This is a genomic window from Candidatus Amarolinea dominans, from assembly GCA_016719785.1.
GTDB lineage: Bacteria > Chloroflexota > Anaerolineae > SSC4 > Amarolineaceae > Amarolinea > Amarolinea dominans.
The window spans coordinates 1-12860 of record JADJYJ010000005.1 but is presented as its reverse complement, the minus strand read 5'-3'; the positions used below and the strand labels follow the sequence as shown (position 1 = coordinate 12860).

12 protein-coding genes are annotated in these 12860 nt (G+C 61.3%); 4 read left to right on the top strand and 8 right to left on the bottom strand.

All coding sequences use genetic code 11. The features are described from left to right. Position 1: 1 nt before the first annotated feature. The 8 genes from IPM84_08345 to IPM84_08310 form a co-directional block, all read right to left on the bottom strand. A complete protein-coding gene (locus tag IPM84_08345) occupies positions 2-442 on the bottom strand; it encodes a sigma-70 family RNA polymerase sigma factor (protein MBK9092774.1) in 441 nt (146 codons plus the stop codon). After that, complete coding sequence (locus IPM84_08340; protein MBK9092773.1) at positions 439-606, bottom strand: hypothetical protein; 168 nt, start codon at positions 604-606, stop codon at positions 439-441. Before IPM84_08340 ends, IPM84_08345 begins: the two co-directional genes overlap by 4 nt. A 556-nt stretch (positions 607-1162) precedes the next feature. Next, positions 1163-1876, bottom strand: a complete 714-nt coding sequence (locus IPM84_08335) for a hypothetical protein (protein MBK9092772.1) — start codon at positions 1874-1876, stop codon at positions 1163-1165. 11 nt (positions 1877-1887) lie between these two features. After that, the gene (locus IPM84_08330; GenBank protein MBK9092771.1) at positions 1888-3006 is read right to left on the bottom strand and encodes a right-handed parallel beta-helix repeat-containing protein; all 1119 of its coding nucleotides are present in this window, start codon (positions 3004-3006) and stop codon (positions 1888-1890) included. Next, on the bottom strand, positions 2912-4585 hold the full coding sequence (locus tag IPM84_08325) for a right-handed parallel beta-helix repeat-containing protein (protein MBK9092770.1): 1674 nt from the start codon (positions 4583-4585) through the stop codon (positions 2912-2914). The genes IPM84_08330 and IPM84_08325 overlap by 95 nt, the downstream gene beginning before the upstream one ends. A 42-nt stretch (positions 4586-4627) precedes the next feature. Continuing rightward, positions 4628-8170, bottom strand: a complete 3543-nt coding sequence (locus IPM84_08320; protein MBK9092769.1) for a right-handed parallel beta-helix repeat-containing protein — start codon at positions 8168-8170, stop codon at positions 4628-4630. Then, the gene (locus tag IPM84_08315) at positions 8137-9336 is read right to left on the bottom strand and encodes a right-handed parallel beta-helix repeat-containing protein (GenBank protein MBK9092768.1); all 1200 of its coding nucleotides are present in this window, start codon (positions 9334-9336) and stop codon (positions 8137-8139) included. The genes IPM84_08320 and IPM84_08315 overlap by 34 nt, the downstream gene beginning before the upstream one ends. A gap of 36 nt (positions 9337-9372) precedes the next feature. After that, positions 9373-10089 carry a hypothetical protein gene (locus IPM84_08310; protein ID MBK9092767.1) on the bottom strand — a complete coding sequence of 239 codons (717 nt, stop codon included), beginning with the start codon at positions 10087-10089 and terminating at the stop codon, positions 9373-9375. Positions 10090-10781: 692 nt separating this feature from the next. Here IPM84_08310 and IPM84_08305 point away from each other — a divergent pair. From IPM84_08305 to IPM84_08290, 4 genes are all read left to right on the top strand, one after another. Continuing rightward, positions 10782-10979 (top strand): hypothetical protein, encoded by a 198-nt coding sequence (locus tag IPM84_08305; GenBank protein MBK9092766.1) that lies wholly within the window; start codon positions 10782-10784, stop codon positions 10977-10979. After that, positions 10934-11251, top strand: a complete 318-nt coding sequence (locus tag IPM84_08300; GenBank protein MBK9092765.1) for an NUDIX domain-containing protein — start codon at positions 10934-10936, stop codon at positions 11249-11251. Before IPM84_08305 ends, IPM84_08300 begins: the two co-directional genes overlap by 46 nt. Continuing rightward, positions 11248-11535 carry a hypothetical protein gene (locus tag IPM84_08295; GenBank protein MBK9092764.1) on the top strand — a complete coding sequence of 96 codons (288 nt, stop codon included), beginning with the start codon at positions 11248-11250 and terminating at the stop codon, positions 11533-11535. Before IPM84_08300 ends, IPM84_08295 begins: the two co-directional genes overlap by 4 nt. Before the next feature lie 591 nt (positions 11536-12126). Beyond that, positions 12127-12860: RNB domain-containing ribonuclease (locus IPM84_08290; protein MBK9092763.1), on the top strand; the 734-nt coding region annotated here is incomplete at its 3' end.

The following is a 12860-nucleotide window of genomic DNA, read 5'->3' as shown; positions in this document are numbered from 1 at the left end:
TTCAACCTTTGATCGGCACGTAGACAAGCTCGGTAAAATAGCCCGACAGACGCTCGCGCAGCCACAAGCGCGCGCGGTGCAGGCGGGTCTTGACGTTTTCTACCGACAACTCCAGCGCGTCAGCCGTCTCCTGCGTGGAGAGGCCTTCCAGCTCGCGCAGCACAAAGACCGGGCGCAGCTTCTCCGGCAGCTCAGCAATCGCCGCCTGCATCTCCGCCCGCGTCTCGCCGGTCTTGAAATCCTGATCGGGCAGGCAGCACCAATCAAACAACTGCTGTGGCACCAGCGCGCCTTCGCGGTCGGCCGCGGCCTCATTCACCGGCACCGTGTCCACTTTGCGGCGGCGCAGGCGGCCCAACGCCGCGTTGTAGGCGATGCGATAGAGCCAGGTGCCCAACTCCGAACGCCCCTCGAAACTGCCAAAGGCCTTGAGCGCGTTCAGAAAGGTTTCCCACCACCATCTTCGGCCTCCGTCTCATCCTGCATCAGGCGCAGGGCCAGGCGGTAGATCGCCGGCGAGTGGATCTCGACACATTCCGCGCACGCGGCTTTGTCGCCGCGGCGAATGCGTTGGAATAGGAGGCGGTCTTGCTCTGGGTTGCTCATTGAGTTAGATGCTGCCCTTGCGCCATGGTTACAGAGCGGCCGGCGGTCGTCATGGAGAATTCCCCCTTTCTGCACTCGCTCTCATGCAGCCGTATTATAGCACGTGGTCAAATCGGCGGGCAAACGACCGGATAAGGAGGGGTTTCGTCGCAGTTCTCCCGGCCTCTGCACGACACCGGGCCGGCCCATGCTTCGCAGGATGTGTGGGAACGCAAGGCGTGCCTGCTGGAACTGGCCGATCGGCAGCGCGGTTGAAAACAATTCTGCTCGCCTGGTGTAGCAAATCAGCCTGGCCGACGTTTTGTTGAGCAATTCTGCCCGTCAGCAGTGGGTTGGGGATAGAACCAGAATACTTAGCACAGGGGTTCCCGATGTCCATGAACCGTGGGAACCCCTGTGCATGTCGTGCGACCAGTGCGTTGGTCTCGCTTAGCCTGCGGTCGCCACAATGTCGTGCAAGACAGCCTCGACGATACTTTGCAGCCCCACAAAGGTACCGATATTATCTGCGGCAGCGGTTCAGGCAGGACATTAGCGATTGGAAACATCTCCAGGCTCAGTCTCGCGGGGTGCGAAGCTTACGATCGCGTTCCCATGTTAGCTCATCTGTGTAGGTGGTGATCGTTGGTATGAGTTTCTCTCGATCGGCGATACTCATGGATCGGAAGCTTGTGTTGCCAATAACTCCATTTCCCGAAAAACTGATGATGCTCCAGTCATCCTGTGTGGTCAGCAGGCGTTTCTGATCGTCCTGGTTGATATCGGCAGATAACCCGGTATCGGTCGAATCATCATCGCAGTTCCAGTCAATCGGGCCGTTCGCGTTGGCAGTCTCATGGAGGCTGAATCCGACCAGTTCTCTGCAATACCAAACCGTCCCGTAAGTCGCAATTGCGCTGCCTCCATTGAGGCCTTGCGTCTCATTGAGTGAGTTCTCGTCTAGTTGAGGTAGGGTCCACCTGGAGTAGTCGAAGGTCCCGTAGCCGCCGTCCCTGATCAGTCCGCTCGTCTGGAAGGTGTAGCTCATGATGCTCAGGAAATTGGGCTTGTAGTTGATGTGATCTTCACCGCCATGCTTTAGACCCAAGTTGTGGCCCAGCTCGTGCATGAACGTGCCGATCTTTTCGTAATCGGTTCCGCCCCCTCCACTCCAACCGCCTAATGAAACAATGAAGTCCGTGGCGCCGTTTGCGAAATAAGGGTCACTTACATTCCGAGATATCCCGCTGACGCTGCCCAGGCATGGTGACAGGTAGTCAGCCCAAATCATATAATGGAAGATCAGGCCTGATCAGGGTTGAAGTTGGAATCCTTCACGGCTTGAAACTCAGACCAGTCGTAGCTGTTGCAGCCCACAGCGTCCACACCTAGGTGGGCGTCGTACGGCACTTCGTTATCAAGCACAGCATGAAGATGGACGCCCGTAGTCCCGTCGGGATTAGATACCGGCGCTTGATTAAAGGCGATCTGCAAGACCGAGATCACCCCTGAGCCTGGCGCGAGACCATAAGCCGCCGAGGCGCGTGTCATGTAGTCCATCTCCACGAAGAGATCCTTGTGGTGTGCATTGGCGCCCATCGCCGGCAGGTCGACGTCGATGACGCCGTCTCCGTTCGCGTCATAGCCGTTGATTTCCCAATCGTCGGGCAGCCCATCGCCGTCTTCGTCTGCCATGGTCGGCGGTGATGGTGGGCTGGTGAGCCACGGCACGACGTCCACGTAGGCACCAAAGTCGTAGCAGGTGATCGGTGGGGTACCGCAGGTGTAGGTGAGATAGTTGATGCCGTTGCCGGAGCCGTACGGGTCTGGGCCGGAATCGGAGCCCCACCAGTTGTTTTCGGCGAGGACGATTGAATAGCCGCCGTTGTACACGCCGTAACCACCGTTCCCATAGATGTTGCTGTTGTGGATGCTGGGCGATCCGGCCAGATAGCCACTGAGGTACACCCCGTTACCTGCGTTATTGCGGATGATGGAGTTGGCAACCGACAGGGTGCTGCGCTGGTCGGCATTACCGTCGTACAGGCTTATGCCGTCGTAGGCGCTCTCCTCGATGGTGCTGTGATTGATGGTGAGGGCGACCGCCTCGGTGGTTGACGAGGCGTAGCTACAGATCATGGCGTTGCCGCAATAGGTGGATGGATTGCCGCCGTACCGCACGCTGGCATGGTCGAGGCTCAGTTGACCGTTGCCGATGATCTGGAGATTGGCCCAGTCGCCTTTGGCCGGGCTGCTGGCTGAACCATCGTTGTTGGTGTCCCCACCCACGCTGTCGTCCTTGAGCGAGGTGATGTACACCGGATTGTCAGCGGTGCCTTGCACCAGCAAAGTGCCGTAGATGTACAAGACGGTATTGGGCTCCGGCTTGATGACCACACCAGCAGGGATAGTGAAGGTCATGCCGTTGTCTACGCTCAAGTAGGAAGAAATGATGTACGGGAAGTTGGCATTGACTCCCAGCGTAGTGTTCTGACCGGCCGAGCCGACGAGGTGCGATGCCGTTAGTGCCATTGCCCGAGCCAGTGTTGCCAGAAAAGGCGCTGACGCTGTCGGCATACACCCAAGCGGCATAGCCGGCGTTGTTGGTGAAGGTATTGCCGGTCACTGTGGTCGTCGTGCGAGGGTACACAGAGATGCCGTTACCTGCGTTATTGCGGATGATGGAGTTGGCAACCGACAGGGTGCTGCGCTGGTCGGCATTACCGTCGCTCAGGAAGATGCCGTCGTAGGCGCTCTCCTCGATGGTGCTGTGATTGATGGTGAGGGCGACCGCCTCGGTGGTTGACGAGGCGTAGCTACAGATCATGGCGTTGCCGCAATAGGTGAATGGTGTGCCGCCGTACCGCACGCTGGCATGGTCGAGGCTCAGTTGACCGTTGCCGATGATCTGGAGATTGGCCCAGTCGCCTTTGGCCGGGCTGCTGGCTGAACCATCGTTGTTGGTGTCCCCACCCACGCTGTCGTCCTTGAGCGAGGTGATGTACACCGGATTGTCAGCGGTGCCTTGCACCAGCAAAGTGCCGTAGAGGTACAAGACGGTATTGGGCTCCGACTTGATGACCACACCAGCAGGGATAGTGAAGGTCATGCCGTTGTCTACGCTCAAGTAGGAAGAAATGATGTACGGGAAGTTGGCATTGACTCCCAGCGTAGTGTTCTGACCGGCCGAGCCGACGAGTGCGATGCCGTTAGTGCCATTGCCCGAGCCAGTGTTGCCAGAAAAGGCGCTGACGCTGTCGGCATACACCCAAGCGGCATAGCCGGCGTTGTTGGTGAAGGTATTGCCGGTCACTGTGGTCGTCGTGCGAGGGTACACAGAGATGCCGTTACCTGCGTTATTGCGGATGATGGAGTTGGCAACCGACAGGGTGCTGCGCTGGTCGGCATTACCGTCGTACAGGCTTATGCCGTCGTAGGCGCTCTCCTCGATGGTGCTGTGATTGATGGTGAGGGCGACCGCCTCGGTGGTTGACGAGGCGTAGCTACAGATCATGGCGTTGCCGCAATAGGTGGATGGATTGCCGCCGTACCGCACGCTGGCATGGTCGAGGCTCAGTTGACCGTTGCCGATGATCTGGAGATTGGCCCAGTCGCCTTTGGCCGGGCTGCTGGCTGAACCATCGTTGTTGGTGTCCCCACCCACGCTGTCGTCCTTGAGCGAGGTGATGTACACCGGATTGTCAGCGGTGCCTTGCACCAGCAAAGTGCCGTAGATGTACAAGACGGTATTGGGCTCCGACTTGATGACCACACCAGCAGGGATAGTGAAGGTCATGCCGTTGTCTACGCTCAAGTAGGAAGAAATGATGTACGGGAAGTTGGCATTGACTCCCAGCGTAGTGTTCTGACCCAGCCGAGCCGACGAGTGCGATGCCGTTAGTGCCATTGCCCGAGCCAGTGTTGCCAGAAAGGCGCTGACGCTGTCGGCATACACCCAAGCGGCATAGCCGGCGTTGTTGGTGAAGGTATTGCCGGTCACTGTGGTCGTCGTGCGAGGTACACAGAGATGCCGTTACCTGCGTTATTGCGGATGATGGAGTTGGCAACCGACAAGGGTGCTGCGCTGGTCGGCATTACCGTCGCTCAGGAAGATGCCGTCGTAGGCGCTCTCCTCGATGGTGCTGTGATTGATGGTGAGGGCGACCGCCTCGGTGGTTGACGAGGCGTAGCTACAGATCATGGCGTTGCCGCAATAGGTGAATGGTGTGCCGCCGTACCGCACGCTGGCATGGTCGAGGCTCAGTTGACCGTTGCCGATGATCTGGAGATTGGCCCAGTCGCCTTTGGCCGGGCTGCTGGCTGAACCATCGTTGTTGGTGTCCCCACCCACGCTGTCGTCCTTGAGCGAGGTGATGTAGACAGGATTCGTATGAGTTCCGGTAGTCATCAGTTTGCCATAGACCGTCAGGTTGGAGCCAGATGAGGCAAACTTAACAACCACATTGGCCTGTATCGTCAAGGTGACCCCTGAACCAATACTTAACGAGTCCAGCCGGTATGTAGCGCCTGAATAGAGGGTACTATCCTGTGAGATCCATCCGTCTTCTACCCATACCGCATTGGTACCGTTGCTGACAAATGAATTTGTTCCGCTCATGAATTGCAGGCTGCCCACATCCGTTCGCAGAGCATATTCGGTGTTGTCGCCAAAGACGTTCTCGGCAATTGGTCTGTGAGAACTGCTGGCATTCTGAAGGTAAACGCCTCGCCTATTCCAACGAAACTCGTCTCCTTGAATCGTTAGCCCCGAAGCCGTCTCATAGATCGCATACTCCGTGTTGCTCAAGAATATCGTTGCTGTAATCGCGCCGGTGGAGTTTTCGTACCAAAGTGCGTGCTTATTGTAGTCCAGCACTGAATCGGTGACGGCCAATGCACTGTTGACCACCCTAACCGTCGGGTCGCCGCCGTATCGAATCACCGAATGGCGAAAGCGACTGGCGCTGGCCGTAGCGTTGACCGTGATGCCGCCCCAATCGCCGGCCTGCGGTGATGCTGCTCCGCCATCGTTATTGGTGTCACCGCCATAGGAGTCATCCTTGAGCGAGGTCAGGACAATAGGCGCGGCCGCGGTGCCCTCGGCTACTAGCGGGCCGTTGACTGTCCAGTTGGTCGCGGCCATGAACTTGATGATGGCGCCGGGGCTGAGGGTCAGGCCAGCATCGCTGGGGATGGTCACGTCGCCGGCCACGTAAACCAGGTTGGCATCCCAGGTCGTGGCGCCGGCGACCGTGCCGGTCACCTTGACGCCGTTGGTCGCATTGTCGCTGGCGAGATTGCCGCTGAAACGCGGCTTGGCGTCGGCGGTCATCTCGACTGCATAGGCGCCGTTGCGCGTGAAGACGTTGTTGCGGATCGTCGGCGCGGACGAGCTGGTGAGATAAATGCCACTCGAGGTGTTGAGTGCAAAGGTGTTATTCTCGATCAAGGGGTTCGACTGATTGGTCACATACACGCCGTGACCGGTGTTGAAGCCAACCTCGCTGTTGCTGAGGTGCGGGGCGGCGCTATCTATGGAAATGGCATGGCTGTTGGTCGCGCCGCCATAGCGCACCACGACGTAATTCAGAACGTTGACGCTATCATCGCTGGTGTCGCTGTAACTGAGGCGCCCCCAATCCCCCGGCGCCGGCCAGTAGGCGTCCTCGGGCGCCGCATCGGGGAAGTTTTCTTCAACGGTCGGCTCGAAGTAAGCGGCGGCGACAGGCGGTTTTGGCTGATCGGCTGACTTGCCACGCATAGTCGGCCGCTTGTTCATCACATCATGCCCATAGTCGTCATCGCGCAGCGAGGTGAACACGATCCGCTGGCTCAACGTGCCATCCGCCACCAACGCACCATTGACGGTAATGCCGCTGCCGGTGTCGTTGAACTTGACCACCGTGCCCGGATCGAGTGTGAGCGCCGTGCCCGCATTGATCACCAGGTTGCCCTCGACGACGTAGTCCAGGTTGGCGTTCCAGGTCTGGTTGAACGCCACCGTCCCGGCCACGCGCACGGCATTGCGCACGTTATAGTATGCAGCGTTACCGCTGAGGCTGGGATAGCAGGTGGCGTCCATGTAGACAGCGTACCCGCCGTTGCCCCAGAGCTGGTTATCCACCAGGGCCGGGCTGGAGGTCGCCTCCAGCTTGATCCCGCCGCCACGGTTGTCGAGCACCCAGTTGCGACTGACCGGCGGCGCGCTGAAGTTGCGCAAAAGAATGCCGTAGCCGCTGTTGTCGCTGACCTGGTTGTCGCTGAGCGTCGGCGAGGCCGCATCGGTCAGCACGGCGTACCCGCCGCCAAAACGGACGGTTGCGAACTGCAGCTTGGTCAAAGCGTCCACGCTGCTGTCATTGAAGACAAGACCGCCCCAGTCGCCGGGCGCGGGGCGCGTCGCACTGCCATCGCCGTTGGCGTCGCCGCCGATGGAGTCGTCCTTGATCGAGGTGAAGGTGATGCGCTGGCCCGCGGTGCCGACGGCGACCAGAATTCCGTTGACGGTCAGGCTCTTGCTGGCGTAGAACTTAATCACCACACCCGCCTGGATCGTCAGGCGCCGGCCGGCGTTGACCGTGACGCTATCGGTGACCAGGTACGGGCTGCTCGCCAGGCTCCAGACGGTGTCCGCGCTGATCAGCCCGCTGACCGCCGTCCAAGTGGTGGGCGTGCCAGCCGGCGGCAGCGGATCAGGTAGCGGGAGGGGGGATGTGGTCAGGAAGCCGCTGAAGTCTACGTAGTTGCTCACCGGATCGCCGGCGCCGTCCGGGTTGGTGGGATGGGTCGGCCCGGTTGTCGATCCCCACCAGTTGCCGGTAGCGACGAAACTGTAGGTGGTGTTGGCGTTTTGAATCGCGTACTGCGTGTTACCGTAGAGCGCGCTGTCCGCCACGATGCCGTAGCACGACGTAGTGCCGTAGAAACCGACCGCATTGGCGCTCAGGCGCAAGCCGGTCAGATACGGACTGCTATTGTTGCAGTAGATGCCGCGATACAACGATCCCATGACCGTGAGATAGGAGGCAGTGGGTGCGGCGCTGTCGAAAATGAGCGCGCCGGTCGTGCTGTTGCTGCCACCGTAGCGCACGAGCCAGTGCGCCAGGCGGGACTGCCCGCTGGTCTGGGTGAACTTGACCGACTCCCATGCGCCGGCCACGGGCCAGGTGACGTTGCCATCGCCGTTGGTGTCGCCGCCGATATGATCGTCCTTCAGTGAGGTGACGATGATCGGCTGGCCGGCTGTGCCCTCGGCCAGGAGCTTGCCGCTGACATCGAAGCGTTTGCCATCCGCGATCTTGATGATGACGCCGGGCTGCAACGTGAGCGTGGTGTTGATCGCTAGGGTCGTCGTATCTGCCAGGACATAGGGCAGGTCGGTCTCCCAGGTCGTATTGGCGCTGATGGTTCCTGCCAGGCCGATGCCGTTGACGTCGTTGCCTTCGGCGCTGTTGCCCTGGAAAACTGCCTGCGACGTGCCGCCCAGGTAGACGGCATAGCCGCCGTTACGCAGGAAGGTGTTCGACGAAATGGTGGGCGCCGAGGAAGCGCTCAGCCAGAGGCCGTGGCTGGCGTTGTCGCGCACGGTGCTGCGGCGGAAGAGCGGCGAGGAGACGTTCGCGAGCTGCAGGCCATAGCTGCTGCTCCACTCGACAACGAGATGATCCAGGTTCGGGAGGCGCTATCGAGGGTCAGGCCAGCGGTGGCCGTGCCGCCGCCATAGTTGTAGCTGGCCCCAGCGTAGCGCACGACGACATAGTCGAGGAGCGTGCCAGCGTCGTTGGTCGTATCGGCAAAATAGATCGTGCCCCAGTCGCCGGGATTCGGCTTGGTCGCACCCCCATCCTGCTGCGTATCGCCGCCGACCGTGTCATCTTTGATGCTCGTGAAAGTGATCGGGTTCGCCTCGGTGCCCTGGGCGACCAGGGTGCCGCGCATGATGAAGGTCGTGCCCGCCAGGAACTTGACCACCGTGCCCGGCTGGATGGTCAGGGTCGAGGCCGATTCTAGTGTAAGATTGGTGGTGAAGACGTACGGTAGGGTCGGGTTGGCAAACCAGGTCCCGCTCCCGAGCGTGCCGTAGTAGACACCGATGGCGTTGAAAGCGTTGCTGAAGGCCGTGTTGCCGCCCAGGGGCGGGAATGAGTTGCCCTCCAGATACACGGCGTAGCTGCGGTTGTCGCGCAGAGTGTTGCTTGCAATCGTCGGGCTGCTCGCCGCGGTGAGACGAATGCCGTTGGCGAGATTATTGGCGATCTCGTTGGCGGTGATCTGCCCGCTGGCGCCGTTGGCCCACTGCAGGCCGTCGTAGCTGCTGCCGCGGATCACGCTGTGTGCCAGCGTGATGGCTGCGCCGGTGACCTTGACGTTTGCATTGCTGTAGGTGCCGCCGTAGAGCACCTGGCCGTAGTCGAGCACGCTGCCGCCGGCTGTACCCGTAAAGAACAGGCCGTCCCAGTCGCCCGGGTTGGGCCACGTGCCGCCGCCGTTGTGGTTAGTGTCGCCGCCCCAGGAGTCGTCGTGAACCGAGGTGAAGACGATGGGTTGGTCGCCCGTGCCGACGGCCAGAGCACACCATGTCGTCAGGCGACCTTGGTCGAGCCGCTGTTTTGGAACTTGACGACAGTACCCGGCTGGATCGTCAGGGTTACGCCCGCATTCACGCTGGCCTGGCCGCTCACCAGGTAAACCGTACCGCTGATCCAGGTCGTGTTCGCCGTGAGTGTGGCGGGCACGTTGATCACGGGCCACTGTGGGCCGGTGGTCGGTGTTGGCGAGGTGAGCGGATCAGGGGTCGGACTGTTGAGGGGCGTTGCGGTCGGCGTCGCCGTGCTGGCTGGTGTCGCCGTCCAAGTCGCTGTTGCCGTCGGGGTCGCTGTCGGGGTCGCTGTCAATGTGGGGGTATTCGTGGGCGTCGGCGTCAATGTCGGCGTGTTCGTGGGGGTGTTGGTCGGCGTCGGCGTCAATGTCGGCGTGTTCGTGGGGGTGTTGGTCGGGGTATTCGTGAGCGTCGGCGTGTTCGTCGGGGTGTTGGTGGGCGTCGGCGTCAATGTCGGCGTGTTCGTGGGGGTGTTGGTCGGGGTATTCGTGAGCGTGGGCGTATTGGTCGGGGTATTCGCGAGCGTCGGAGTATGAGTCGGCGTCGCCGTGTAGGTGGGCGTGGGCGTCGTAGTCGGGCACCGGGGTGCCGGCAGCGTATTGATTCCACACACCTCCCACCAGCACCAGGTCGCCAACGTCTATCACGCCATTCTGATCCAGGTCGTAAGCGGGATTCCAACCCGGATCGGCTGGTGTTTGACCCCAATGACTGGTAATGAGTTGCACGTCAACGATATTGATGATTCCGTCCCCGTTGACATCGCCAAAGAGGCCATCCCCTCCCGTCATCCTGTTTCCAGTGGGGGGCGCTACGGCGCCGGCCACCGGTTGCAGCGGACTGAGCACAAGGACGATCAGGACAACGATGGTCAACGAACGGAATAGCGGATGATGCGATGACATGAGAAACCTCCTCAACATCCTCGACGGGTGGCGGTAACGCAGGCGCGTGTTTCAACGAATCCAGGCGATTCGTGAGCCGCCACTGTCATTCTACCACGCCCGCGCCAACCGTCAATTTTGCTGACTAAAAAACGATGTTGTACAACATTTGTAACTACAATAACCTGTCTTCTCGCTCTGTAATCACATCCAGGCGCATATTGAAAGATTACGTAACTGCTGGGTCTGCCTGGAACTCAGACAGGATTGACAGGATTGACAGGATATTCGAACTCTCGTGCCGATAGTTTTGCACACCACAGAGCAAGAATCCTGTACATCCTGTTCATCCTGTCCAAATCGGCCTGCAGGGTGAGCAGTTACCAGATTCACAGGATTGACAGGATATTCTGGAACTCTCGTACCGATAGTTTTGCACACCACAGAGCAAGAATCCTGTACATCCTGTTCATCCTGTCCAAATCGGCCTGCAGGGTGAGCAGTTACCAGGATTCACAGGATTGACAGGATATCTGAACTCCGTACCGATAGTTTTGCACACCACAGAGCAAGAATCCTGTACATCCTGTTCATCCTGTCCAAATCGGCCTGCAGGGTGAGCAGTTACACGATTACCGACAACTGTATGCATATGGTAAAATGGCGCTACGGGAGGGTGACATAGTAAGATGTCTGGCAAAGGAGTGCAACCCATGAACCAAAACACCATGCGACGTGGGGTGGATTACATCGGCGTGGGCGTGGGCGCGGTCATTCTCGATGACACCGGCCGCCTGTTCCTGGCCCTGCGCGGACCCGCGGCCAGCGAACGAGCGCGGCCTGTGGGAATTCCCCCGGCGGCAGCGTGGAGTTCGGCGAGCGCCTGGCCGATGCCCTGCGCCGCGAGATGACCGAGGAGTACGGCGTCGAGATTGAAGTGGGCGACCTGCTCGACGTGGTGGATCATCTCCTGCCCGCGGAAGGTCAGCACTGGGTCTCGCCGACCTTCATCTGCCGGCTGGTTTCCGGCGAGCCGACCATCCGGGAACCGGGCAAATGCGCCGCCATCGGCTGGTTTGCCCCGGACGACGTCCCCGCCAACCTCACCGTCGTCACCCAGGCCAACCTGGCCCACTACCGCCAGCGCCTGCAGCAGCGACCACTGGATTCGGAGGCCGCATGACCGACATCGTCACCCCTTCCGCGCGTGCGCAGGCAACCAGCCTGGCCCTGGCCGCGCTGACCAGCCGGCCGCTCTACCTGGACACCGAAACCACCGGCCTCGGCGCCGGCGCTGAAATCGTCGAAGTTTGCCTGCTCGAAGCCGACGGCAGCGTGCTGCTGACCTCGCTGGTGCGGCGCAGCGGCCATCCCGGCCGATGTCGTGCGCATCCACGGCATCAGCGACGCCGAGGTGGGCCGCCGTTCACCTGGCCCGAACTCAGTGGCCGCAGATTGCCGAACTGATCGAAGGGCGCCGCCTGAGCCATCTACAACGCCGATTTCGACCTGCGCATGATGCGCCAAACCCATGCCGCTACGGCCTGCCCTGGCAGCGTCACGAGCGCCAGAGCCTGTGCATCATGAAACTCTACGCCCAGTTCTGCGGGCGACTGGAACGCGACCTACCGCTCCTACCGCTGGCACAGCCTGGAAAACGCCGGCCGTCAGTGCGGCATCCCCTTCCCAACAGTCACCGCTCCTGGACGACGCCCGCCTGACCTGCGCCGTCCTGCACGCCATCGCCGGTCAGGATTACCACACGAGCGACTCCCCGCGTAAAGGCAAGGCTTTGACTCTCATCGAACACGCCGTCCGCAGCGGCAGCCTGGTGCTCTACAAGAACCGCCCGGCGCGGGTCGCGTACTGGGCGACAAGCTCGACCTGGACCTGCCGGGCGGCGAGTCCGCGTATGTCGCCCCAAAGACATCGTCCTGCTGCACCCCGCCCGGTGCAGAGCCTGGGCGAACCGACCCCGCAGCGGGCGACGCAGCCGGCCCGGGAACCGCTGGCCGGCAGCGAAACCACCTGCCCGAACTGGCCGATCTTATCTACGGCGTGCTCACGCCCGCCACCGCCTGGGCGGCCTGGCGTTTCGTCAGCGACGGTCTCTTTTCCGCGGCACGGGCGCAGATCACCGCGCGCTCGCCTGGACGAGGTGGAGCACAAGCAGCAGGCGCGCGCGCCGAGGCGGCTGGAAAAAGCGGCCTGGGCCGAATTCGCCCAGCGCGCAAGCCAGCAGCAGACCGCGCCCGGCGATGCCCGCTTCCCAGAGAGGTCGAAGCCGTGGGCCTGGGACGCCAGCCCCGCAGCCGCGTCCTGCGCGATCTGGAGCGTGAGGAGACGCCGGAAAGCGCCCATGCCCTGCTCCTGGAAACGGGCTTCTGGCCGGTCACCGTCAACCCCTATCCGCAGCGCCTGACCCTGCCTAACGCCTCGCCTGACCTGCCGCTGCCCTCCCTGCCGGACGAAGCGCGCCGCGATCTGACGCACCTGCCCGCCTTTGCCATTGACGATGCGCGCACCACCTCGCCCGATGACGCCATCAGCCTGGACGCGGACGGCCGCATTTGGGTTCACGTGGCCGACGCGGCCGCCCTGGTGCAGCCGGATGATCCCGCAGACGAGGAGGCACGCGGCCGCGGAGCCACGCTCTACCTGCCGGAAGGAGTCGTCACCATGCTGCCCTGGCGCGCCACCGAGCTGCTCGGCCTGGGCTTGCAGGACATCTCGCCCGCGCTCTCATTCGGCATCGGTCTGGACGCCAACGGGCAGATCAACAGCCTGGAGAT

Coding starts and splice junctions, on each gene's coding strand:
- IPM84_08310 (MBK9092767.1), bottom strand. CDS start 10,089: ATGTCATCGCATCATCCGCTATTCCGTTCGTTGACCATCGTTGTCCTG.
- IPM84_08340 (MBK9092773.1), bottom strand. CDS start 606: ATGAGCAACCCAGAGCAAGACCGCCTCCTATTCCAACGCATTCGCCGC.
- IPM84_08305 (MBK9092766.1), top strand. CDS start 10,782: ATGAACCAAAACACCATGCGACGTGGGGTGGATTACATCGGCGTGGGC.
- IPM84_08335 (MBK9092772.1), bottom strand. CDS start 1,876: ATGATTTGGGCTGACTACCTGTCACCATGCCTGGGCAGCGTCAGCGGG.
- IPM84_08295 (MBK9092764.1), top strand. CDS start 11,248: ATGACCGACATCGTCACCCCTTCCGCGCGTGCGCAGGCAACCAGCCTG.
- IPM84_08330 (MBK9092771.1), bottom strand. CDS start 3,006: ATGACCTTCACTATCCCTGCTGGTGTGGTCATCAAGCCGGAGCCCAAT.